Below are 25372 nucleotides of genomic sequence, written 5' to 3' on the forward strand. Positions count from 1 at the left end.
ATGAAAGCCGGGAGAACTCTAATATAATAGAAGGTAGAAAGCGACGTTAAGATATACTATAATCAATAATAACAAGAAAATTTAAATTAGTAAGAATATGAAACAGACAAAGTTAATGGTAATGGCAATGATGGCTGTAGCTCTGATGGCTACAAGCTGTGCAAGTAAGAAGGATCTTCAGAATTGCCAGAATGAGAATAAGGAATTGTCAAGCAACTATCAGGCTACCAAGGAAAAACTGGCAGCTACAGAGGCTAGTCTGGCAGCAGCCCAGGAGCAGCTTGCTACTGCAAAGAGCGATTACGCTAAGTTGCAGAGTTCACTTGACAAGAGTTTGAACAATGCAAGCCAGAACAACGTGAGCATTGAGAAACTCGTTGACCAGATCAACGAGAGTAACCAGTATATCCGTCACCTGGTTGAGGTAAAGAGCAAGAGCGATTCGCTCAACATGGTTCTTACCAACAACCTGACCCGCTCTTTGAGCAAGGAAGAGATGAAGGAGGTTGATGTTCAGGTTCTGAAGGGTGTAGTTTACATTTCTCTGGCTGACAATATGCTCTATCAGAGTGGTAGCTATGAGGTGAACAGCCGTGCTCAGGAAACATTGAGCAAGATTGCTAAGATCATCACAGACTATAAGGATTACGATGTGCTCGTAGAGGGTAATACCGATAACGTACCAGTAAGCACGACAAGTGCCAAGATGAAGAATATCCGCAACAACTGGGACCTCTCTGCTCTCCGTGCAGCTTCTGTTGTTCAGTACTTGCAGGATCACTTCGGCGTAAATCCTAAGCGTCTTACAGCTGGTGGCCGTGGTGAGTACAACCCTGTAACAACTAACGATACAGAGGTAGGCAAGCAGCGCAACCGCCGCACTCAGATTATCATCACTCCTAAGCTCGACCAGTTCATGGACTTGATCGACAAGGCTCCAGAGGAGAAGTAAAAAGGCTATTTAAAGGTAAAAAGGTGAAAGGGTAAAAAAGTAAAAAGGTAAATAATTAGAGGCATCAATGAGTTTTCGGGCTCATTGATGCCTTTTTAGGTATAAATATACAGATTTTATGATTTAAGTACGTAAAAAAGTGCTTTTTGTTATCATTTTGCTAGAATTATTCTTAATTTCCTTTCTTTTCCTAATTATTTTTATTAATTTTGCAGGCAAAATATCAAGGGTACACTTGGCTGCCCTGATCATTGTACATTGTAAATTATTAATTATACATTATATTGTGTTATGGAAAAGATTAAGATGACAACTCCATTGGTAGAGATGGACGGTGATGAGATGACAAGAATTCTCTGGAAGATGATTAAGGACGAACTCATTCTTCCTTTCGTTGATTTGAAGTCTGAGTATTATGATCTCGGTCTGCCTTATCGCGACCAAACCAACGACCAGGTAACCATCGACTCTGCTGAGGCGGCTAAGAAATATGGTGTGGCTGTGAAGTGTGCTACTATCACTCCTAATGCACAACGTATGGACGAGTATAAACTCCACAAAATGTGGAAGAGCCCTAATGGAACTATCCGTAGCATCATGGACGGTACCGTATTCCGTGCTCCTATCACCATCCCGAGCATCCACCCTTGTGTAAAGAACTGGGAGAAGCCTATTACCATTGCCCGTCATGCTTACGGCGATGTATACAAGAGCGTGGAACTTCGTGCTGATGAGCCAGGTACAGCCAAACTCGTATTCGAGGGTAAGAGCGGCAAGAAGCAGGAAATTGAAATTCATTCTTTCGATGGTGCTGGCGTTATCCAGGGCATGCACAATACTGATAAGAGTATCCGCAGCTTTGCTCACAGCTGCTTCAAGTTTGCCATTGATACCAAGCAGGATCTCTGGTTTGCTACCAAGGATACTATCTCTAAGACTTATGATGCCCAGTTCCGCAAGATCTTTGAGGAAGTATATGAGAGCGACTATAAAGAGAAGTTTGCAGAACTCGGTATCGAGTATTTCTATACATTGATTGATGATGCAGTGGCTCGTGTTATCCGCAGCAAGGGCGGCTTTATCTGGGCTTGCAAGAACTATGACGGTGATGTGATGAGTGATATGCTCAGTACAGCCTTCGGTTCTCTGGCGATGATGACTTCCGTATTGGTTTCTCCTGACGGCAAGTATGAGTATGAGGCAGCTCATGGTACTGTGACCCGTCACTACTATCGCTACCTGAAGGGTGAAGATACATCTACCAACCCAATGGCTACCATCTTTGCATGGAGCGGTGCGTTGAGAAAGCGTGGCGAACTGGATGGCATCAAGGAACTTCAGAACTTTGGCGACCAGCTGGAGGCTGCATGTTTCGATACATTGAACGATGGTATCGCTACCAAGGATCTCGTAAACCTGATGGAAGGTGTTGAGGCTAAGGCTGTAAACTCTGCCGGCTTTATCGCTGCCATCCGCGAACGTCTGGAAAAGCGATTGGCATAAAAACAATAAGACCTGGGGTGATTCACCTCAGGTCTTATTGTTTTAGTTATTTTTAGTTTAAATCTTGATTCTTTTTCTTGCGTTTACGCAAAGCGTCTGAATAAACCTTAAACAAATCTATGTTCAGCAACTGACAGATATGGTAAAGCATACCCGTATCTATAGTGGCTCTGCCGTATACCTTATATATATTAGTACGATGGCAGCCTAGTTTTTCAGCAAGCCATACTGTGGTCTTGCCTTGCTTGTTTAATTCCTCTTTGATGATTTCACCGATTGAGGGAATTGCATTTACTTTATCTTTCATACTCTTTCAGTTGTGTTATATGCTCACTTATAGTTATATCGGGTGCAAAAATAACATTTCTGTTTCTAACTAGCAAAGAAACATGTAGCGAATTTGGAACACTAAGTTAAAATGTGTAACAAAATCCCCATTTTTTTATGTTTTTTTTCTCTAAAGAACTAAATGTCATGAAATTGTAACTAAATGTAACGCTTATTACGAAAGAAAAATCGTAATTTTGCAGCGGTATTTTAAATAACATGAAATATGGAAGAGAATATGAAAAGAATACTTGTTGTTGATGATGAGCAAGACTTGTGTGAGATTCTGAAATTCAATCTCGAAACAGAAGGATATGAGGTAGAGACTGCCAATTCTGCAGAAGAGGCTTTGGAGATGAACATCGCTTCGTTCGACCTGCTGCTACTGGACGTCATGATGGGAGGAATGAGCGGTTTCCAGCTGGCTAAGCAGTTGAAGGGCAATCCGATGACAGCCAATGTTCCGATTATCTTCCTTACAGCCCGAGATACGGAAAACGATACGGTGACAGGATTCAATATTGGTGCCGATGATTATATCTCGAAACCTTTCTCTATACGAGAGGTGATGGTCAGAGTGCGTGCCGTCTTGCGCCGTACCGCTGAACAGGCTGGCGATGCTGATGAACCGAAGACCATCAACTATCAGGGACTGCAGTTGAATCTGGACAAGAAGACGGTGAGCATTGATGGTGAGGCTATCCCTTTCACCAAGACCGAGTTCGAACTCCTGCGTCTTTTCCTCGAAGAGCGTGGCAAGGTGTTCTCCCGTCAGGAGCTTATCGACCGGGTATGGCCTAAGGATGTGATGGTGCTCGACCGCACGGTGGATGTCAACATCACCCGTATGAGAAAGAAGATTGGTAAGTTTGCCAAGTGCATTGTTACCCGTCTGGGGTTCGGTTATTATTTTGATGCGTAATTAAAATGTTTAAGTTAAATAGTGTAGGTAGAAAGTTGTACTTCAGTGTACTGGCGGTGTTCCTTGTGTTTGCCGTCAGTTTTATCGTGTTCCAGCAGGCACGTGAGAAGCAGTATAAAATAGGTACGCTTACTATCAAGCTGGAAAATTATAATGAACTGCTGGCAGAAGATCTGGCGCTCTCTCCTGGTGAAGGAATTATTCTGCAGGATAGCCTTCACAATAAGGATGTAACTGTGGCTCATGAGAAGTTGCAGGCTTTTGTACGTGAACATGAAAGCAAGGATCTTCGTGTTACGCTGGTGCGCCCGAACGGTAAGGTGATTTATGACAACATGAGTTCCGACTATGATCATTTTGCCAACCATGCCAAGCGTGAGGAAATAGTAGAGGCCTTGAAAAACAGGATAGGCTCAAGCGTGGAGCGACAGTCTAAAACCCTGAAGCATGATTATTTCTATGTGGCTTCTTATTTTCCGGAAAGCAAGCTCATCATCCGTACGGCACTACCTTATAATAATGATTTGGCAAAATCGCTGCAGGCTGACCAGCATTTCATCTGGTTTGCCATTGTAGCCGTCATTCTGCTTACCATCGTGCTCTACCGTTTTACGGACCGTCTGGCTAAGAATGTTTCCAAACTGAGCATTTTTGCTTATAAGGCAGACCATAACGAGAGTCTGGAGGTGGAAGATCTCGCCAAGTTCCCTAACGATGAGTTGGGCGAGATTGCTGAGCGCATCATCAAGATGTATAAGCGCATACAGACCACCCGACGTGAACAGGATGTACTGAAGCGTCAGCTTACCCAGAATATCGCTCACGAATTGAAGACTCCTGTAGCAAGTATTCAGGGTTATCTGGAAACGATACTCGACAATCCGCATATCAACGAAGAGATGAAGTCGCAGTTTCTGCAGCGCTGTTATGCCCAGAGCGAGCGTCTCACCTCTCTGCTCCGCGACATCTCTACCCTGAACCGGTTGGATGACGGTTCGGATATGATAGATTTCGAGGCGGTAGACATTACGCAGATGGTGAGTGAAATAGCCCGTGAGACGGCGCTGGAAAGAGAGTCGCACAAGATGACTTTCGAGAATCTTCTTCCCGACCAGCATATTATTGTGAAGGGTAATCGCAGTCTGCTCTATAGTGTGTTCCGCAATCTTACCGACAATGCCATAGCTTATGCCGGCGAAGGACGTAAGATAACGTTGAGTGCCAAGGAGCAGGGCAACAAGTGGCATTTCATCTTCTGTGATAACGGTCAGGGAGTTCCTGCCGAGCATCTCCCCCGTCTTTTCGAGCGTTTCTATCGGGTAGATAAGGGACGCAGCCGCAAGATGGGTGGCACCGGTTTGGGTCTTGCTATCGTCAAGAATGCTGTTCTCCTACATGGCGGAACCATCCGGGTGAGCAATCAGCTGGAAGGCGGCTTGAAGTTTGAATTTACGCTTAAGAAATAAAAATGTTTTTTGAATAAAATATCTAAGCGGCAAATATAAATAATCAAGTGGCTGATAAAGGTACTTCAATAGTAAATATAGGTAAAGAAAGGCAAGACTTCTGAGAAACTTCTGAATGGGGTTTTACAGAAGCCTTGCCTTTTTTTGTGTTTTAAAACATTTTTGTTTTCTTTTCGTAAACTTTGCTTAAATCTATTGTTTCTGACTTTTTTCTATTAAAAGTGTAGACTATATTTCTAAATGTAGACGAAAATCAAGAAAAACTAACTTTTTTCTATAAAAATATCGATAGAGTTTGCATTAATTCAATATTTTTTCTTATCTTTGCACCCGTAAAGTAATGAGAGATATTTAAAAAGTGTAAGAAGAGAAAAAATAATAATTTAAAGTTATAAGAGTTGTTTAATTTTTAAGAGAGGATTTTATGGAAAAAAGATTGCTTTTCTTGTTAGTCAACCTCTTCCTTTTATGTGGGGGGGGGCATTGGCTCAAACGAAAGTAACAGGTACCGTAGTTTCTCAGGAAGATGGTGAACCTGTCATCGGTGCATCTGTCGTAGTCGCCGGAGCGGCACGTACAGGTACCGTCACCGATATTGACGGTCACTTCTCTTTGGAGGTACCTGCTGGTAAGAAACTTGTAGTTAGCTACATCGGTATGCAGAGCCAGACCTTGACTCCAGCCGCCAAGATGACTATCCGCCTGAAGGCAGATAGCAAGAGTTTGGGCGAGGTGGTTGTAACGGGTATGCAGAAGATGGATAAGCGTTTGTTTACTGGTGCTACTACAAAAATTTCTGGCGACAAGACAAAGTTGGATGGTGTCGCAGACATCAGTCGTGCCTTGGAAGGTAAAGCGGCCGGTGTGTCTGTGCAGAACGTCTCAGGTACTTTCGGTACAGCTCCAAAGATTCGTGTGCGTGGTGCTACTTCAATTTATGGTAGCTCAAAACCTCTTTGGGTGGTAGATGGTGTTATCATGGAGGACGTAACTGAGGTTGATGCTGATGATTTGTCTTCTGGTAACGCTGAGACCCTTATATCTTCAGCCATAGCAGGTCTGAATGCTGATGATATTGAAAGTTTCCAGATTTTGAAGGATGGTTCTGCTCCCTCTATTTATGGTGCACGTGCCATGGCTGGTGTCATCGTTGTTACAACCAAGAAAGGTAAAGCAGGTACAAACCGTATCAACTATACTGGTGAATTCACCATGCGTTTGAAGCCAAGCTACCGCAATTTCAATATCATGAATTCTCAGGATCAGATGGGTGTATATCGTGAGATGTACAACGATGGTTATTTCTCTTTTGAAAAGAGTTATCGTGCTTCTAACAGTGGTGTCTTTGGCAAGATGTATCACCTGATGAATACATATGATTCGAAGACGGGAACTTTTGGATTGCCTAATACTGAGGAGGCGATGAATAGCTATCTCCAGAAGGCTGAGTACCAAAATACCGACTGGTTTGACTTACTCTTCAGTAATAGTATCTCCCAGAATCATTCCGTCAGCATGTCTACTGGTACCGATAAGGCTCAGTATTATACATCTTTCAGTGTGATGAACGATCCAGGATGGTCTAAGCAGAGCAAGGTACAGCGTTATACAGCCAATGTAAATGCTCTTTACAATATTTCGAAGAAATTGTCTTTCAATGCCATAGCTAATGCTTCCTATCGTAAGCAGCGCGCTCCTGGTACTACTTCACAGTCTGTAAATAATGTGACAGGTGAGGTGTCTCGTGATTTTGATATCAACCCATATTCTTATGCGTTGAACACTTCTCGTACCATGGATCCTAATGAACTCTATGTGCGTAACTATGCTCCGTTCAATATTTTCCGTGAATTGGAAAACAACTATTTGAGTTTGGATGTGGTTGACATGAAATTCCAGGGCGAATTGAAATATAAGCCAATCTCTAAAGTAGAACTCGCAGTATTGGGCGCTTACAAGTATTCTACAACGACCAATGCCGCTACCATTACAGACCAGAGTAATCAGGCTTGGGCCTATCGTGCGATGGATGATGCTACGATGCGCGATGCAAACCCATGGCTGTATACCGATCCAGACAAGGCAAACTCTTTGCCATTCTCTGTATTGGAAAAGGGTGGTTTTTATCGTGAGACCAAATATAAGATGAATAGCTGGGACTTCCGTGCCACAGCTAGCTATAATGATGTATACAACAAAGACCATATCGTGAACTTATTCGGTGGTCTGGAAATCAATTCACTCGACCGTAGCCGTTCTTATTTTAATGGCGTTGGCATGCAGTATGATATGGGTTATCTCCCTGCTTTCAACTATAACTTCTTCAAGCAGTTGGAGGAGGAGAATGGTCAATATTATAGTTTGGATAATTCATATCAGCGTGAGGCTTCTTTCTTTGGTACTGCCACCTATTCTTATAAGGGTCGCTACACAATTAATGGTACCATTCGTTATGAGGGTTCCAATAAGTTGGGTAAGAGTCGCTCAGCTCGTTGGTTGCCTACTTGGAACGTGTCTGGAGCATGGAATGCTCATGAGGAGAGTTGGTTTACTAAGTTAAATCCTGTTCTTTCTCATCTTACATTAAAAGCATCATATTCATTGACAGCTGATCGAGGTCCTGCTTCCGTTTCTAACTCGTTGGTAGTGATACAGAGTTACAACCCTTGGCGTCCGTTTGCCGGTGACAAGGAGACTGGACTTGAGATTTATCGCTTGGGTAATGATGATTTGACCTATGAAAAGAAGCATGAGTTGAACCTCGGTTTGGATATGGGCTTTTTGAATAACCGCATTAATGTGACTTTCGATTGGTATCGCCGCAACAATTATGATTTGATTGGTCCTAAGCGTACCATGGGTATTGGTGGTGAGATCTATAAATATGCCAATGTGGCAAGTATGCGTTCACATGGTGAGGAGTTGACTATTTCCACTCGCAACATTGAGACCAAGGATTTTAAATGGAGTACCGACTTCATTTTCTCTCACTCAAAGAATACTGTAACCGACTTGGATTCACGTGCTAACATCATGCAGATGATTACAGGTACCGGTTTCACAATGAATGGCTATCCTGTTCGCTCTTTGTTCTCTATTGATTTCAAGGGATTGAACAAAAAAGGTCTGCCTATCGTTGTGAATCAGAATGGCGAGGAGACAAGCTATGGTGGCGATCTCTACTTCCAGTCAACTACAACAGATTACTTGAAGTATGAAGGTCCAACAGACCCAACCATTAACGGCAGTTTCGGAAACACCTTCTCTTATAAGGGTTTTAAACTGAATGTGTTCATTACATACGCTGCAGGAAATAAAGTACGTCTTGATCCAGCTTTCAGTTCTTCATACTCAGACATGACTGCCATGCCAAAGGAATTTATAAATCGTTGGACTCAAGCCGGTGATGAAGCTTATACGGATGTGCCAGTCATAGCAGACCAGCGCATGAAGCAGAATGACAATTATATTGGTTATCTTTATAATGCATATAACTATTCTACGGCTCGCGTAGCTAAGGGTGATTTCATTCGCATGAAGGAGATTTCTTTGGCTTATGATTTCCCAGGCAAGTGGATTCAGGCCCTTCGCTTGAACAGCGTAAATTTGAAACTTCAGGCTACTAACTTGTTCTTGATTTATTCAGACAAGAAGTTGCACGGACAGGATCCTGAGTTTTTTAACACTGGTGGTGTGGCAACCCCAATGCCACGTCAGTTTACATTGACATTAAGAGTAGGACTTTAAAGAAAGAGAGATAATTATGAAAAAGAATAAATTATATATAGCATCGGTGGCTTTTGCGGCATTGTCATTGGTCACATCATGCGACAGCTTCCTGGACAAGTTGCCAGATGATCGTGCCGAGGTAAATACCGAGGAAAAGGTGACCTCTCTGCTTGTGTCTGCTTACCCAACTGCAAGCAGCAATCTGATATTGGAATGGAGCTCAGATAATTATGCAGACAATGGAAAGCAGTATAGTACCAATCAGGATATAGAGCAGGTTTATCGTTTTCAGCCAATTACAGCTCAAACCAATGATTCCCCAAAGAGTTTGTGGAATGGTTATTATTCTGCAATTGCAGCAGCCAATCAGGCTTTGGCTTCCATCGATGAGATGGGTAATCCAGCATCGCTAAAGGCGCAGAGAGCTGAGGCTTTGCTCTGTCGTGCCTATAGCATGTATCGTCTTGCTACAACTTTCTGTATGACTTATAATCCAGATAATGCAGAGAAGTGCATGGGACTTCCTTATCCAACAAAGCCTGAGACAACTGTAAACCCTGATTATAAGCGTGGTACACTGAAGCAACTTTATGAGCAGATTGATGCAGATATTGAGGCGGCCTTGCCTGATGTGAGCGATGATATCTATACCCAGCCTAAGTATCATTTCAATCAGAAGGCTGCGTATGCTTTTGCTGCTCGTTTCAACCTGTACTATATGAACTATGACAAAGTGATAAAATATGCTGACAAGGTGCTTGGAGCAAATCCAGCCTCTTTGTTGCGCAACTATGTGCCTTTTATGTCTTTGTCTAATTCAGAGGATATGGAGAATCGGTATATTTCTTCATCAGAGAATGCCAATCTCTTGTTGATGACGGCATTTAGTCGAATTGGTAGAAATATCAGTGGTAATGAAGCGCGTTTTTGTCACAATCAAAATGTAGGTCAGTATGAAACGATTTGGGCTAAGATGCCATGGGGAAGTGGATCCAGAAACAATACTCTCTACCAGTCAAACTTGTTGTTTGGCAATTCCCGTATTCTTATCTTCCCAAAGATGTTTGAACATTTTGAATTTGCTGATAAGGTGGCTCAAACTGGATATCTTCATATTGTAGATGCTGTGTTCACTACTGATGAAACCCTTCTTTGTCGTGCTGAGGCTTATGCCATGAAGAAGGAGTATGATAATGCGGTGAAAGATATCAATACTTGGATTGTGTCGCATACTATGACTGCGAATGGTACGGCAAAACGCCCAACAATGACAGTTGAAAGTATCAAGACTTTTATCGAAAGCTTGCCGTATGCACCTGTTACACCAAAATCCAATTTGGAGCATAGCATTCGTAAGACATTCCATCCACAGGGATTCACGGTTGAGGCTGGTACCCAAGAGGATATTTTGCAATTCATCTTACAGATGCGTCGACTGGAGACCCTGTATCAAGGTCTTCGTTTCCTTGACATCAAGCGCTATGGCATTGAGTTCAGCCATGATGTTGACGAAGAGTCTCCTATTGTATTCAAGGCTGGTGACTTGCGAGGAGCGATTCAATTGCCAGATGATGTAATTGAGGCAGGATTACCTGCAAATCCAAGAGAAGAGTCTAACAAATAAAAAATGAGTAAACTATGAAATATATAAAATTATTCATACTGATAGCGTCAGTCTCTCTGTTTGCTGCCTGCTCAGACGATAGTCTTGATTCTAAGAGTATTTTCGATACGCAGAATAAGGAAGAGCAGAATGACTTTGACAAGTGGCTCAAAACCAACTATGTGGATACCTATAATATCCGCTTTAACTATCGATATAGTGACAAGGAGACGAACAACAATTATAATCTTGCACCTGCCGATTTTAATAAGTCTAAGGCATTGGCTATTATGGTCAAGCATATTTGGCTGGATGCTTATAAGGAAGTGATGGGCGATCAGTTTATGAAGACCTATTCTCCTCGTGTGATGCAGTTGGTTGGCTCAGCAGCTTATGATTCTCAGTCTTCTATTGTGATGGGTACTGCTGAGGGTGGCTTGAAAGTAACTTTGTATAATGTAAATATTATCGATGTTGATAATCCAGTCATAGATTCAGAAAATCCTTTCGTTGACAAGAAAAAAGGTACATACGATCTGAATTACTGGTTCTTCCATACAATGAATCATGAGTTCTGTCATATTCTGACTCAGAAAAAGAATTATTCTACTGAGTTCCAGACAGTTTCTGCCGGCAAGTATCAGACTTCAGGTTGGGTGAATGTAGAGGATAAAGAAGCTCCATCCATGGGATTTGTATCCGGTTATGCCAGCGGTGAGTATAATGAGGACTTTGCTGAGATTTTTGCCCAATATGTAACCCATTCAGAAGCAGCATGGCAAAAAATACTGCGTGCAGGTATTGTATACGAAACAGATGAAAATGGCGATTATGTGCTTGATGCAAACGGCAATCCTATAGTGAAGGATGCAAGTGGCTATAAAGCTATTATTCAGAAATTTAACATTCTCAAGGAATATTTTGCCAACACTTGGGGCATGGATATTACCAAGCTTCGTGAAGTTATCTTGCGTCGTACGGCAGAAGTAAAGGCAATGGATTTAAAAACATTAAAGTAAGACGGATATGAAAAAAATATATAACATATTATTTACGCTGATTGCGGTCTTGGCTTTCACATCTTGTTCTAACGACATAGATGAAGTGTTCGACAAACCTTCTGCGGAGCGAGTGAATGATGCAATAGCAGAGTATAAGACGGTTCTTACTTCTGCAGAGAATGGATGGCTGATGAAATATTATCCTAAGGCTAATACCAAGTATGGTGGATATAATCTGTTGTTGAAGTTTGGAACAGATGGAAATGTTACTGCCATGAGCGATGCTTTGGGTGCAGACACGAAAGCCACATCACATTATAAATTGGAGCAGAGTGCTAGTATCGTTCTGTCTTTTGATGAGTACAATAAGGTGATTCATTTCTTCTCCGATCCAGCTAACCCTGATGGTATTGGTGATAATGGTAAGGGTATGGAAGGTGACTTGGAGTTCCGGGTGCTTACCGCCACTGCTGATTCTGTAGTCATGCTTGGCAAGAAGCGTGGTACAAAAATAGTGATGACTCCTATGGCGAAGGATGCCGATTGGACTGAGACCATTAATCAGATAGATGATTTGGAGAAGGAGATGCAGTTTCCTAAATATACTTGCGAGGTAAATGATGTCAAGTATGTAGCTACATCAAGCTATCGTACCATTACTTTCACTAGTTCTAATGCCGAGGAAGGCTCTACAACGGAACCTTATATTGTTACAGACAAGGGCATTGAATTTTATGAGCCAATAACTCTTAATGGCGTTACTATCAAAGGCTTCAACTATAAAGGGGGCGATAACTATGAGTTTGAATCCACAGATGCCGCTGTAAAGATGTTGGGCGTTGTTCCTCCTATCAGTGAGCAGGTTATCAGTGGAGACTGGTTCTTCTCTGTAGCTAATATGGGTAGCTATACTCAGGCGTATTGGAATGCTGGTAACGAGGAGGTTTCTAAGCATTATTCTCCTTGCCATTTTGCTGCTTTTACCACTTCTGCGTTTGATGGCTATGCAGGACATTGGGGAATCTTTTTCAATGTGGCAGGCTATGCTTCGTTCATAGACATTACTCCTACTATCGTTGACGATGATCATATCTCATTTGCTTGTCCTGGCAAGTTTGGTGCGAATGGTCAGTATTTCTATAGTTGGGGTCAGAGGTATATGATTTATGCACTGACTGGTGATGAGGGAACTCATGCTGCCAACGTGGCCAAGACTTATAAAGTTGAGTTGATAAAGGGTACAACGAAACAGCCTTCTTCTATAAAGTTGACTGATGAGAGTAATCCAAATAACTGGTTTGTCTTGACAACTAGTATGCCAGAATCTCTTTTTTAGAGTTCATCCATCATGAAATAAAACTATATACATAATGTTTTATAGAGTTCTTTGTGAAAAGAATACATAAAATCTCTCGTCAGGGGGCGTGCTCATTTAAGCACGCCCCTTATTTATTGTTGCAGTATAAACTGTATTCCGGAATATTTTAATTTCAATATAAAAGACCAAAACTCCATAGTGGTAATATGTCACCGTTAGCATATTCTATATCGTCACGCACAATATAAGCGTTTTCTACATCCTTCACCTGCTTATGACTCTTTTTGGCACCCCCAATCTCAAATGTATACTTTCCTATTGTAAAATCGGAAATCTTAGATGATGTAACATCCTGATTGACTCTGGTTTGGTTGTAGAAGAATGTCTCTCTCACATTACCAATATTAGAATTATTGCCTGAAAGTGCATATATGATATTCGGATTATCGAGATAAACTTTCTCTGTCTTTCCCAATCCTCTCATTCCGCCTGTTTCGTCACGTAACTGACCAATCATTCCCGCTTTTTCCATGTATAGTAGATAGGTAGGAATATCATTGCGGCTCACTTTAATTTCGTTTGCCAATCCTGTAGCTTCTGGCTTATAGGGCACATTACCTGCTATGATAGATAACATGCGGCGGAGTTTTTTGCCTGTTGCTGGCGACATGTTGGCATATTGTGGAATATCTACTTCCATCGTAAGACGTATTACCTGCTGTAGTCTTTGCTGGAAGAAGCCTTCCTTGGAAAATGGATAGTATCCTTCTTTCAGATATTTATTGAAGAGCGGAATAGGGTGGAGCACCTCTTTTATTTCAATATTTCCCCTCAGAATATCATCTAATGACATGACAGGTGTCTTGATACCTTCGAACATTTCCAGATATTCCCTAAAAGACATACCCTGCATCTCATATAATACGACTCTTCTGCTCAAATCTGCCTCTCCATCTAAAATATCAAGCATAGAAGATCCTGTGAAGAAAATTTTGAGTTCAGGGTGGGAGTCGTAGATTTGCTTCAATTCCCTCGACCATGAATCATATTTATGTACTTCATCTATATAAAGCGTTTCACCTCCTTCACGTACAAATTGGTCGGCTGTATCAATTAGTGTGTGGGTTGTGAAATAGCTATGATCTGCTGATATATAGAGACTTTTTGCCTGAGTATCAGCATCCATTTCTTTAAGATGTTGAAGAATCAAAGTTGATTTCCCTACTCCTCTAGGTCCCATGAGTCCAACGAACCTCGCTTGCCAAGGAAGCTTGTCATACATATAGCGCTTAAAGTCCAGACTTACTAGACGCAGCTGTTCTTTCATGTAGTTTACGAGTGTAATATCCATATTTCACCATTTTTATGCATCTTTTAAGATGCTGTTTTTTGTAGTATATGCACCTTGGAAGGTGCACATTTATGCGCAATATGCACCTTCCAAGGTGCAAATATATGTTTTTTCTTTCAAAACTCCAAACTTTTTGCTTATTTATTTTTGCTAAAAGTGTCCTTTACTCTTATTTCTAATAATTGCCAGAGATTTTTATCAGTATGTAGCGATAATAGCCTTGTTATGGAAGAATATTTTGCCGAGGAATAAGTTGGCTGTTAACCGGAAATAGTGTACTGGCGAATGAAGAACAGCTGACTAGCCGTACGCTCGCTAGTTGGCTGTTCTACTGCAACAGTCAGCGTAAATGCCTGTAAAAATGTTGTAAGTAAGGGATAAGAAAATACTCTTCACTCTTCACCTTTCCTTCGGAATCCCCAGTGTTTATGGGCGTTTCGAGGGGTGAAGAGTTCTTGGACACTCTTCACTCACTCTTCACCACTCTTCACCCTGGCTGGTTCGGCGGAGGATGTGTCATAAGTTTATGATTCATCCTCTTCTTGTTGTTGGAAGAGTTAGGATATGTTGTTGGAAGAGTTAGGATATGTTGTTGGAAGAGTTAGAATATGTTGTTGGAAGAGTTAGAATATGTTGTTGGAAGAGCCAGTATCTTCGGTCGCACAACAGCTGTTGTGCGCTTGCATAACAGCTGATATGCGCATGCACAACAGGTGATGTGCATGCGATGGTCAACTGTTATGCGCCAAACTATTATCCAGACTTATGGCGCACCCTCCTCAGGGACGCCTGGAGGTCTTGCATCTCTCCTTAACACCTAGCGGTCTTGCGCTGCAATTTACGCCTGTTGGTCTTTGGAATCGGTGAAGAGTGGTGAAGAGTGGGTGAAGAGTTGCTGCAAACTCTTCACCCCTCGGAATGCCGATAAATACAGGGGTTTCCGAAGGAAAGGTGAAGAGTGAAGAGTAAAAGCGTGTTCGCTTGCAGATAAAAAATGGGGCGCAAGCTGTTTCCTGAAAAGGAATCGCTTGCGCCCCTGATATTATTGCTTATGAGTAAATGAGCACCCTAAGATTAGAACTTGTAGATAGCACCAAATGAAATGTTGCTCGCATCTACGTTAAGTCCGAATGTTGACCAGTTGTCACCATGGTCAGGAGAATAACCTCTGTAACCGAGGAAACCTACCTTTGTGATGAAGTTTACGTGGTCTGAAAGCTTAACAGCCAAACCTGGCTTGATGCCTACCTCGTAAGAATCGCCACCGCCCTTGCTGACGCTGCCGTAACCGATTGTACCCTCAACGAAGAGGTTAACCAACTTGGTTTCTACGGCTGTGTAACGTACGTAAGGAGCTACAATGAATGTTGTTGCTTCTGGTACTGCTCTGAGTTCGCAAACATCGCCCTTCTTGATACCAATCTCGAGACCTGCTTCCCATTTGTTGTTGAACTGGTAACCAATCTCAGGCATCAAGGCGTAAGCTGTCTTGCTGTCACCATCACCGATCTTGTTGCTGGAAATACCAGCTGTACCACCGATGTAAACCTGTGCGCTAGCGCAAACTGAAACGAGAGCCATAGCAAGGCTCAACATAATCTTCTTCATAATCAATCTTTTCTTTTAATTATTACTTTCTTTTATCACTCTAATCAGGTAGCTTTTCAGCCCCTTTATTTATGATAGCAAAGCACATCCCAGACATGCCCTGCACTCTCTAATTCGGCGCAAAGATATAGGAAATAACTTAAAACTCAAAACTATTTATCAGTTTTTCTTGCAAAACAAGCCGTATTGTTGATGTAAATCAAGAAAAGTAGGCATGCAGAATGTATCTAAAGCTATTTCTGCTGCAAAACTACGATTTTTTAGTGAAACCGCCAAATAATATGAGGGAATATTTGGGCAAACCAACTTTTTTCTCTATCTTTGCATGAACAAACAGTTTGAATCTTATTTTATAAATATCATAAATGAATCAATTTACAAAGCTGATAGCAGCCCAGCTCAATCTGAAGGAGCAGGCTGTAGAAAATACTCTGGCGCTGCTCGAAGAGGGCTGCACCATTCCGTTTATCTCGCGATACCGCAAGGAGAAAACCGGTAATATGGACGAGGTAAACATTGAAGCCATCGCACAGGCTAACGAGAAACTCTCTGAGATGGCGAAGAGAAAAGAGACTATCCTCAAAACCATCGAGGAACAGGGAAAACTCTCGGATGAACTGAAAAAACGTATCGAACAGTGCTGGGATGCCACCGAACTGGAAGATATCTATCTTCCTTATAAGCCTAAGCGCCGCACCCGTGCACAGATAGCACGTGAGGCAGGCTTGGAGCCTCTGGCACAACTGCTCCTCTTCCAGCGTGAGCGCAATCCGGAACAGGCTGCCAGGAAGTTTGTGGGCGATAAGGTGAAGGATGTGGAGGCTGCACTTCAGGGAGCCAAGGACATCATCGCCGAAACCGTAAGCGAAAATGAGCAGAGCCGCAATCAGATTCGCGGTGAGTTCAGACGCGGTGCCATCATCACTTCTAAGGTGGTAGCTAAGAAGAAGGATGAGGAAGAGGCGCAGCGCTTCTCCGACTATTTCGATTTCTCAGAACCATTGAAGAAATGTTCTTCGCACCGACTGCTGGCTATGCGTAGAGGCGAGGCGGCAGGATTCTTGCGTGTCAGCATCTCGGCTGATGATGAGCAGTGTCAGGATAAACTGAAGCGCCACTATGTACATGGTTTCGGTGAGTGCCAGACGCTGGTGGGTGAAGCGGTGGATGATGCCTTTAAGCGACTGCTGAAGCCTAGCATTGAAACCGAATTTGCTGCGCTCAGCAAGCAGAAGGCGGATGAGGAGGCTATTGTGGTCTTCGCCGAAAACCTGCGCCAGCTTCTGTTGGCGGCTCCTCTCGGACAGAAACGCGTGATGGCGGTTGACCCGGGTTTTGCCAATGGTTGCAAGACTTGCTGTCTCGATGCGCAGGGCAATCTGATTCATCATGAAATTGTTTATCCTCATCCTCCCCGCAACAGGAAGAGCGAGGCTACGGCTGCCATCCAGCGCATGGTAAAGATGTATCAGGTGGAGGCAATGGCTGTAGGTAACGGTACGGCAAGCCGCGAAACCAGCGACTGGCTGCATAGCATCGATTTCGTTCATCCGGTAGATATCTATGTGGTGAGCGAGGATGGTGCTTCTATCTATTCGGCTTCGAAGATTGCAAGAGATGAGTTCCCGGATGAGGATGTTACCGTGCGTGGTGCTGTGAGCATCGGACGAAGACTGATGGATCCGCTTGCTGAGTTGGTGAAGATTGATCCGAAGAGCATCGGTGTGGGACAGTATCAGCATGATGTGGATCAGACTCAGTTGAAGAAGAGTCTGGATACGGTGGTGATGAGTTGCGTGAACTCGGTGGGTGTCAACCTGAATACCGCATCGCAGCATCTGCTGACTTATGTGAGCGGTTTGGGACCTACGCTTGCCAAGAATATCGTGGAATATCGCCGCGAGAATGGAGCCTTCGCTTCCCGTGCCCAGTTGAAGAAGGTGCCACGTCTGGGTCCTTCGGCCTTTGAGCAGTGTGCCGGCTTCCTCCGCATTCCAGGCGCTAAGAATCCTTTGGATAACAGTGCCGTTCATCCGGAGCGCTATGCGCTGGTAGAGCAGATGGCGAAAGATCAGGGCGTAACGGTGAAGCAGCTGGTAGAAGACAAGGCGCTGCAGAAGAAGATTGATATCAGAAAATATGTGAGTGCCGAGGTGGGTATGCCTACTTTGACCGATATCATGGCTGAGCTTGACAAGCCGGGCTTGGATCCTCGTGGTGAGGTGGAGAAGTTTGAGTTTGATGCCAGCATTAAGGAGATAGAGGATTTGCAGGTGGGCATGGTTGTGCCGGGCATTGTTACCAACATTACCAAGTTTGGTGCCTTTGTAGATATAGGTGTCCACAACGATGGTCTGGTTCATGTATCTCAGATGTCAAACCGTTACATTCAGGATCCTTCTGAGGTGGTAAAACTTCATGAACATGTGATGGTGAGAGTGGCAGAAGTAGATTTGAAGCGCAAGCGCATCGCCTTGTCGATGAAGGGCGTGAAATAAAAAGGAAATTCAGAATGAATCAGAATAATAATGGTGATACTCTCTTGGCAGGGGGCATCACCAGAGATAGTATAGAGTCGGCATATTGCTTTATTCATCAGAAGCTCAGGGTTTTTGAATTTTCCACCAATCCTACGCAGCGTGATGATATAGAGTATGCCATCGCCCAGTATGTAGAGGGCATGAATCCGCAGCTCTATCTTCTTCTTTCGCAAGGCAGAACAGAATTCCTTCTAGACCATGTGAATTTTGAAAAAGATATGCGCGAGGCACAGGAAAAACTGGAAGGGATGATGTAGGTATCTCTCTGCTTGAGGAGAAGGATCTGACAAAAAGGTGTAAAAAGACAGGTAGTTATATTAAAAGAAAATGCTAAATAGTTATATATTAACTACTTAGCATTTTTTTTGTGCGCCTGATAGGACTCGAACCTACACGGCCTGAACCACTAGATCCTAAGTCTAGCGCGTCTACCAATTTCGCCACAAGCGCATTCTTGGGTGCAAAGATACAATAATAATTTGAATAAAAAGAATAAAAATGAAAAAAATGATGGTTTTACTTGCTTTTTACGAGAAATAATGGTAATTTTGCAAACAGATACCATTTTGGCTTTACTTTGCAAAAATGAAGGCAGAATGGTAAGGACAGATAAAAACTATAATAACAGGAATATGAAAAAAGTATGGGTTATGATGCTGGCTACATTGATGGTTTCTTCCACGATGATGGCTGGAAATGTGAAGAAATCAACTACTTATTTCATGGCACAGATTGATGGTTGCGAACCTTTCAAAGTGGGCTTTAATGCCGAACGCGATTCGGTTGTAACCCTGGCTACGGCTTTACCAAAGGGGGTGCATCATGCTAAGGTGATAAGAATATTACCGTTTCGATTTCAGTTTCCAGAAAGGAGATTTAGGTTATGGCACCAGCTGGCATCCTAGTATGTTGCAGCATCGGAAGATGGCAGCAGAATTGCTTCCGTTCCTGAGAAAACTGATGAATTGGAATTAAATGAGACAGTATGTTTCCAAAACAAAATTATATGATAACAATGAATACAAAGAATCTATTATTGTTGGCATCTCTTACATTGGCGATGCCTCTGACAGCACAGACTCCGCAAGAGGATTTCAAGCGGGATATTACGCTTTCGGGTAGTAACTATGTAGCTTATCGTGGTCCGCAGAAGCAGTTGACTGCGGCGCCTAAGGGTTATAAGCCATTCTATCTGAGCCATTATGGTCGGCATGGTTCCCGCTATATGATTGGCAAGCAGGCTTATGATGTGCCTTATTTCTCTCTGCTCAAAGCGAAGCAGGAGGGAAAACTGACAGCTAAGGGCGAGGAAACGCTGGCTAAGGTGAAGATGATTCGTGAGGAGGCGAAGGGGCGCGATGGCGAACTGACTCCGCTCGGAGCTCTCCAGCATCAGGGTATTACCAGAAGAATGATGGAGCGATTCCCTGAGATTTTTGCCGGTAATACGAATATTGAGGCTCGAAGTACTTTGGTAATCCGATGCATCCTCTCTATGGAGAACGGTTTGCAGCAGATGCTTCGCATGAATCCGAAACTTCATATCTTTCATGATGCCAGCGAGCATGATATGTATTATATGAACCAGGGCGACAGATACCTGGATAGCTTGAAGAACAGCGTGGGTATCAAGGTGGCACAGCAGGAATTTGCACAGAAGCACGTTAGCTATAGCCGTGTGATGCAGGAACTGTTCAACGACCCTGCCTGGGTGAAGCAGAATATCAACCAGAGTGACCTGAACAGAAGACTCTATGAGATGGCAAGCTCAATCCAAGGCACGGAACTGAGAGGCAAGGTTTCGCTCTATGACCTCTTTACGGAGGAGGAACTGTATCAGAACTGGCTGAATGCCAACATCTGGTGGCAGATGGCTTATGGCAACTCGCCTTATACGGGCAATGTGCAGCCATTCTCCCAGCGCAATCTCTTGAGGAATATCATCCAGAAGGCAGATAGTTGCATCGCTCTTCCGCATCCGGGAGCTACATTGAGATATGGACACGATACGATGGTTACTCCGCTTACCTGTTTGCTGGATTTGAATGGATATGGCGAAGAGATTAAGGATCCGGAGAAGATTGCTTCTCAATGGTGGGATTATAAGATTACTCCGATGGCTACGAACCTGCAGTTTGTTTTTTATAGAAACAAGGCGAATGATGTGCTGGTGAAGGTGCTTTTGAATGAAGATGAGGCTACTTTGCCTATCAAGAGCGATGTGGCACCTTATTACCATTGGAATGACTTTAAGGAATACTGCCTGAAAAAGCTGGCGGGGTATAAAAGGTAAAAATTAAGGCTACTGACTGCTGGGGGACAGGCGATGGAATCGCCTGGAACGGGGGCAGGAGGGGGACTGGCTTCTTTTTTGCTGAACGCGAAAAGCTGAAACGCGAAACGCAAATGGCTAGATAATAAAAAAAGGGGCTTAAGCTTTTTGGACTTAAGCTCCTTTTTTATGATGGGCGCTTTCCTTGCGCTTTCTTTTGTACTTTCTTTGCGCTTTTTATTGCTTCGATAACCAGTCTTTATCCTTCTGGTCTTCTTCGAAATCTTTTTCAGAGAAGAGATTGGTCTGACCAGTCAGTTCGTCAATCACCTGTTGCTCGCTTTTGCCAGCATCCGGATCTAGGTTTTCACCTTCGTTCTCTGAGTCAGAACCATCCTGTTCCTCATCATTATCCTCAGAAGGAGGTTCTGGGAATCGGGTTGGTTCCAGTTCTTCTATGCTGTCAATCTTGAATGTCGTGAGGCGCTTACCCTTTGCCTTGAAACTCTTCTGCGCAATGAACTGCTCGGCATCGATTTCTTCGGCAGGACGGATGGCATCCACACCGCCATAAGTAACCTTGATGCGTGGATAAACCGTATCGGTAAGCAAGATGAGCTTGCAGTTAGGGTTCTCTCCCATGAAATTCTGATGGCGCTTGGTGGCATCCATCGTGAATCGCTTGATGTATGGATATCCCTGATTGTCGGCATCGTAAAGGATAGCCGTCCAGATCTTGTGCTCATCCCATTTCTCTAAGCGGATGATGTTGTCCTCGTAGTGGTTGTTGACATCGAAATTGGTGATGTAGAATTCACCATTGTCGAGTACAACCAAGATTGAATCATCATCATTGAATTCGCCCAGGAAGCGGCCGTTCTCATCGTAGTTGATGCGGTTTACGTCTGGGTCGAACCAAACCTTTCTGCCTCCTAACGTGCTGTGGCCGTGACTCTTCAGACCGATACGGCGAATAGGGCGCTTGGTCAGGAGATTACCTTTGGCAGCACGTCCCTTGATCAGAATGTCTGAGAAATCCTTCTCCAGGAAGATGCTCTGGCGCTTCTTCGTCAGGTCGGGCTCCATCGTACACTTGATGATTTCTGCCTCTCCATTCGGATTGGCGGTGAAGTAGATGACGCGGCTGCCAGGTGTACCCTGGGTGATGTCATACAACTTGTCGCGGGTCATGGCGGTTACATTGAATCGCTTAATGAAGTAATCGCCTTGCTTGCCGTCGCGGTAAACACAGTTATAGATGGTGCGCTTGTCGTTCTTCTTGAATACCTGTACATGGAGGATATTCTTGCCAACGAATATTTTGTCGGCTACCCTGGTGACTTTAAACTTACCATCCTTATAAAAGATGATGATGTCATCGAGGTCGGAGCAGTTGCATACGAATTCATCCTTCTTCAAACCTGTACCAACGAAGCCTTCCTGACGGTTGATATAGAGTTTCTGGTTAGCCTCTACCACCTTAGTCACCTCAATGGTATCGAAGTTTCTGATTTCTGTTTTGCGAGGATGGTTCTTTCCATACTTGCCCTTGAGATATTCAAACCAGTTGATGGTTACATCGGTCATGTGAGCCAGGTCGTTCTCAATCTCAGCAAGTTCAGCCTTAATCTTCATCAGCAGTTCGTCTGCCTTATCCTTATTATATTTAAGGATTCGCTGCATCTTGATTTCCAGGAGTTTGAGAATGTCCTCACGGGTAATTTCCCGATGGAAGGCATATTCTACCATACCCTTACCGTCTACTTCGGCAGTAAAGAGTTTGTCCTTGAATGGTTCGAGTTTTGAATCGATGAAAGCAACAACCTCATCCTGACTCTTACTCTGCTCAAACTTTCGCTCCTTGTAAATGCGTTCCTCGATGAAAATCCGTTCGAGAGAAGAGAAGAAGAGCTGCTCCTCCAATTCACCCTTTCTGATCATCAGTTCCTTGCGCAGCAATCCCATTGTGCGGTCTACGCTGTGGCGCAATACATCGCTGATAGTGAGGAATACAGGCTTGTTGTCTTCGATGACACAGCAGTTGGGCGAGATGTTGATTTCGCAATCGCTGAAAGCGTAGAGTGCATCCATCGTCTTGTCTGATGAGGTACCCGGAGCAAGATGCACAAGAATCTCAACATTTGCCGAAGTAACATCGTCTACCTTGCGTGCCTTAATCTTACCCTTTTCTACCGCTTTGGTGATAGAATCGATGAGGCTGCCTGTAGTCTTACTGAATGGTATCTCGCTGATAACGAGTGTCTTGTTGTCGAGCTTGTCTATCTTGGCTCTTACCTTCAATGCACCACCTCGCTGTCCATCATTGTATTTACTTACATCGATGGCACCGCCTGTAGGGAAGTCGGGATAGAGTTGGAATGGCTCGCCCTTGAGATAGTGGACGGCAGCATCGCAAATCTCATTGAAATTATGTGGCAAAACCTTACTGCTCAATCCCACGGCAATACCCTCGGCACCTTGTGCCAGGAGCAGCGGGAATTTGGCAGGGAGCGTGATAGGCTCCTTGTTTCTGCCATCATAAGAGAGTTGCCAGTCGGTAGTTTTAGGATTGAAAACCACGTCGAGAGCAAACTTAGAGAGGCGTGCCTCGATATATCGGGGAGCAGCGGCACGGTCGCCCGTAAGAATGTTTCCCCAGTTACCCTGCGTATCGATGAGCAGGTCTTTCTGTCCCATCTGTACCAAAGCATCTCCGATAGACGCATCACCGTGAGGGTGAAACTGCATGGTATGTCCCACGATATTGGCAACCTTGTTGTATCTTCCGTCGTCCATGCGCTTCATAGAGTGGAGGATGCGTCGCTGTACCGGTTTTAAACCATCCTCAATATGAGGAACGGCACGCTCGAGGATCACATACGATGCATAGTCGAGGAACCAGTTCTGATACATTCCGCTGAGGTGATGTACAGCAGAAGCATCGAATCGGTTCACCGGCTTATAATCGGAATGTTCTTCGGTCGAAATCTCCTCGTTGGCATCTTCTGCAGCATCCTGTTCAGATTCTGCAGAAGAATTTTCCAAATTTGGCGATTTTTCCTCTTCAAGACCGTTTTTATCTTTAATTTCGTCGCTCATATATAGCTTTTAATACTTATTTTATTAATTTATGGCAAAAATACAACAATTTTTCGAGAAAAAAGAGTATCTTTGCCGAAAATTTGAAAAAAATAAGATTTAATCATGGCACAGGAAGATGTTTTTAAGAAAATTGTAAGCCATTGCAAGGAATATGGCTTCGTGTTCCCAAGTAGTGAAATTTATGATGGCTTGGCTGCCGTTTATGACTATGGTCAGAATGGTGTTGAGCTCAAAAACAATATTAAGCAGTACTGGTGGCAGAGTATGGTCTTGTTGCACGAGAACATTGTTGGTCTCGATGCTGCTATCTTCATGCACCCTACTGTATGGAAGGCATCTGGACACGTAGATGCTTTCAATGACCCATTGATTGATAACCGCGATTCAAAGAAGCGTTATCGTGCCGATGTGCTCATCGAGGATCACATGGCTAAGTATGAGGAGAAGATTGCCAAGGAGATTGCCAAGGCTAAGAAGCGTTTCGGCGATAGCTTTGATGAGGCTCAGTTCCGTGCAACTAATCCTCGCGTTCTGGAGAACCAGAAGAAGTTTGATGACCTCCATGCCCGCTATACTGAGGCTATGCAGGGTCCTAACCTGGAGATGCTGAAGCAGATTATCGAGGATGAGGGTATTGTTTGCCCTATCAGCGGTACCAAGAACTGGACTGATGTTCGTCAGTTCAACTTGATGTTCTCTACCCAGATGGGTGCTGCCAGCGATGCTACAAGCAAGGTATATCTCCGTCCTGAGACAGCTCAGGGTATCTTCGTAGATTACCTGAGTGTTCAGAAGACCGGCCGTATGAAGTTGCCATTTGGTATCTGCCAGATTGGTAAGGCTTTCCGTAACGAGGTTGTCGCCCGCCAGTTTGTATTCCGTATGCGTGAGTTCGAGCAGATGGAGATGCAGTTCTTCTGCCAGCCTGGTACTGAGATGAAGTGGTTTGAATATTGGAAGAAGGTTCGTCTGGCTTGGCACGAGGCTCTCGGTATGGGTAATGAGAACTATCGTTACCACGATCACGAGAAGCTGGCTCACTATGCCAATGCTGCTACCGACATCGAGTTCAAAATGCCATTCGGCTTCAAGGAGGTAGAGGGTATCCACAGCCGTACCAATTTCGACCTTTCTCAGCACGAGAAGTACAGCGGCCGTTCTATCAAGTACTTCGATCCAGAGAAGAACGAGAGCTATGTACCTTACGATGTAGAGACATCTATCGGTGTAGACCGTATGTTCCTCAGCGTAATGTGCCACTCTTACTGCGAGGAGAAGCTGGAGAATGGCGAGACACGTGTCGTTTTGCGTTTGCCAGAGGCATTGGCACCAGTGAAGTGTGCTGTGTTCCCATTGGATAAGAAGTATGGTTTGCCAGAGTTGGCTCACGAAATCGTTGACGAGCTGAAGTTCCACTTCAATACTCACTATGGCGATCCTAAGGATTCTATCGGTAAGCGTTATCGCCGTCAGGATGCTATCGGTACTCCATTCTGTATCACCGTAGACCACAATACTCCAAACGATCATAAGGTAACTCTGCGTTATCGTGATACCATGGAGCAGGAGCGCGTAGCTATCTCAGATCTTCGCAGCATCATTGAGGAGCGCGTAAGCATCACTAGCGTATTGAAGAAGCTTGGCAAGGAAATCAAGAACTTCTAATTAATCAAATACA

General features: G+C 43.8%; 17 protein-coding genes and 1 tRNA gene. 13 read left to right on the plus strand and 5 right to left on the minus strand.

The annotated features are described in order from the left end of the window. Nucleotides 1-97: 97 nt before the first annotated feature. Nucleotides 98-952 carry an OmpA/MotB family protein gene (locus RCO84_RS15795; RefSeq protein ID WP_144151194.1) on the plus strand — a complete coding sequence of 285 codons (855 nt, stop codon included), beginning with the start codon at nucleotides 98-100 and terminating at the stop codon, nucleotides 950-952. A 291-nt stretch (nucleotides 953-1243) separates the two neighbouring features. Further along, nucleotides 1244-2455 carry an NADP-dependent isocitrate dehydrogenase gene (locus RCO84_RS15800; RefSeq protein WP_117693399.1) on the plus strand — a complete coding sequence of 404 codons (1212 nt, stop codon included), beginning with the start codon at nucleotides 1244-1246 and terminating at the stop codon, nucleotides 2453-2455. 52 nt (nucleotides 2456-2507) lie between these two features. Here RCO84_RS15800 and RCO84_RS15805 read toward each other — a convergent pair whose 3' ends face one another. Further along, a complete protein-coding gene (locus tag RCO84_RS15805) occupies nucleotides 2508-2762 on the minus strand; it encodes a helix-turn-helix domain-containing protein (protein WP_264901419.1) in 255 nt (84 codons plus the stop codon). A gap of 246 nt (nucleotides 2763-3008) precedes the next feature. Between RCO84_RS15805 and RCO84_RS15810 the strand changes: the two genes are divergently transcribed. From RCO84_RS15810 to RCO84_RS15835, 6 genes are all read left to right on the plus strand, one after another. Beyond that, the gene (locus RCO84_RS15810) at nucleotides 3009-3704 is read left to right on the plus strand and encodes a response regulator (protein ID WP_144151198.1); all 696 of its coding nucleotides are present in this window, start codon (nucleotides 3009-3011) and stop codon (nucleotides 3702-3704) included. A 5-nt stretch (nucleotides 3705-3709) separates the two neighbouring features. Next, nucleotides 3710-5170 carry a sensor histidine kinase gene (locus RCO84_RS15815; RefSeq protein WP_317585646.1) on the plus strand — a complete coding sequence of 487 codons (1461 nt, stop codon included), beginning with the start codon at nucleotides 3710-3712 and terminating at the stop codon, nucleotides 5168-5170. 468 nt (nucleotides 5171-5638) lie between these two features. Continuing rightward, entirely contained in the window at nucleotides 5639-8917 is a 3279-nt protein-coding gene (locus RCO84_RS15820; protein ID WP_373690166.1) for a SusC/RagA family TonB-linked outer membrane protein, read from the plus strand. A 16-nt stretch (nucleotides 8918-8933) separates the two neighbouring features. Then, entirely contained in the window at nucleotides 8934-10523 is a 1590-nt protein-coding gene (locus RCO84_RS15825) for a RagB/SusD family nutrient uptake outer membrane protein (protein WP_317585647.1), read from the plus strand. Nucleotides 10524-10537: 14 nt separating this feature from the next. Continuing rightward, nucleotides 10538-11521 carry a zinc-binding metallopeptidase gene (locus RCO84_RS15830; RefSeq protein WP_287819987.1) on the plus strand — a complete coding sequence of 328 codons (984 nt, stop codon included), beginning with the start codon at nucleotides 10538-10540 and terminating at the stop codon, nucleotides 11519-11521. 7 nt (nucleotides 11522-11528) lie between these two features. Further along, complete coding sequence (locus tag RCO84_RS15835; protein ID WP_317585648.1) at nucleotides 11529-12839, plus strand: DUF4302 domain-containing protein; 1311 nt, start codon at nucleotides 11529-11531, stop codon at nucleotides 12837-12839. A 154-nt stretch (nucleotides 12840-12993) separates the two neighbouring features. On the opposite strand, the gene RCO84_RS15840 is transcribed toward RCO84_RS15835, so the two are convergent. Both RCO84_RS15840 and RCO84_RS15845 read right to left on the minus strand, forming a co-directional pair. Next, nucleotides 12994-14172 (minus strand): ATP-binding protein, encoded by a 1179-nt coding sequence (locus RCO84_RS15840; protein WP_287837993.1) that lies wholly within the window; start codon nucleotides 14170-14172, stop codon nucleotides 12994-12996. 1074 nt (nucleotides 14173-15246) lie between these two features. Then, nucleotides 15247-15780 carry an outer membrane beta-barrel protein gene (locus tag RCO84_RS15845; RefSeq protein ID WP_317585649.1) on the minus strand — a complete coding sequence of 178 codons (534 nt, stop codon included), beginning with the start codon at nucleotides 15778-15780 and terminating at the stop codon, nucleotides 15247-15249. Between the two features lie 365 nt (nucleotides 15781-16145). Here RCO84_RS15845 and RCO84_RS15850 point away from each other — a divergent pair, with 365 nt between their 5' ends. Both RCO84_RS15850 and RCO84_RS15855 read left to right on the plus strand, forming a co-directional pair. Beyond that, nucleotides 16146-18278, plus strand: coding sequence for a Tex family protein (locus RCO84_RS15850; RefSeq protein ID WP_117693382.1), 2133 nt, complete (start codon nucleotides 16146-16148; stop codon nucleotides 18276-18278). Nucleotides 18279-18292: 14 nt separating this feature from the next. Next, a complete protein-coding gene (locus RCO84_RS15855) occupies nucleotides 18293-18577 on the plus strand; it encodes a hypothetical protein (protein ID WP_288576180.1) in 285 nt (94 codons plus the stop codon). Between the two features lie 111 nt (nucleotides 18578-18688). Here the strand turns inward: RCO84_RS15855 and RCO84_RS15860 are convergent. Beyond that, nucleotides 18689-18770 (minus strand) — tRNA-Leu (locus RCO84_RS15860). A 29-nt stretch (nucleotides 18771-18799) separates the two neighbouring features. Between RCO84_RS15860 and RCO84_RS15865 the strand changes: the two genes are divergently transcribed. Together RCO84_RS15865 and RCO84_RS15870 are read left to right on the plus strand one after the other, a co-directional pair. After that, nucleotides 18800-19225, plus strand: coding sequence for a hypothetical protein (locus RCO84_RS15865; RefSeq protein ID WP_317585650.1), 426 nt, complete (start codon nucleotides 18800-18802; stop codon nucleotides 19223-19225). Nucleotides 19226-19335: 110 nt separating this feature from the next. Beyond that, a complete protein-coding gene (locus RCO84_RS15870; RefSeq protein WP_317585651.1) occupies nucleotides 19336-20613 on the plus strand; it encodes a histidine-type phosphatase in 1278 nt (425 codons plus the stop codon). 216 nt (nucleotides 20614-20829) lie between these two features. Here RCO84_RS15870 and RCO84_RS15875 read toward each other — a convergent pair whose 3' ends face one another. Beyond that, complete coding sequence (locus RCO84_RS15875; protein WP_317585652.1) at nucleotides 20830-23691, minus strand: DNA gyrase/topoisomerase IV subunit A; 2862 nt, start codon at nucleotides 23689-23691, stop codon at nucleotides 20830-20832. Nucleotides 23692-23796: 105 nt separating this feature from the next. On the opposite strand from RCO84_RS15875, the gene RCO84_RS15880 reads away from it, so the two are divergent. Next, nucleotides 23797-25359 (plus strand): glycine--tRNA ligase, encoded by a 1563-nt coding sequence (locus tag RCO84_RS15880; protein ID WP_317585653.1) that lies wholly within the window; start codon nucleotides 23797-23799, stop codon nucleotides 25357-25359. Nucleotides 25360-25372 lie beyond the last annotated feature (13 nt).

The sequence above is a fragment of the Segatella copri genome (genome assembly GCF_949820605.1).
Taxonomy (GTDB): domain Bacteria; phylum Bacteroidota; class Bacteroidia; order Bacteroidales; family Bacteroidaceae; genus Prevotella.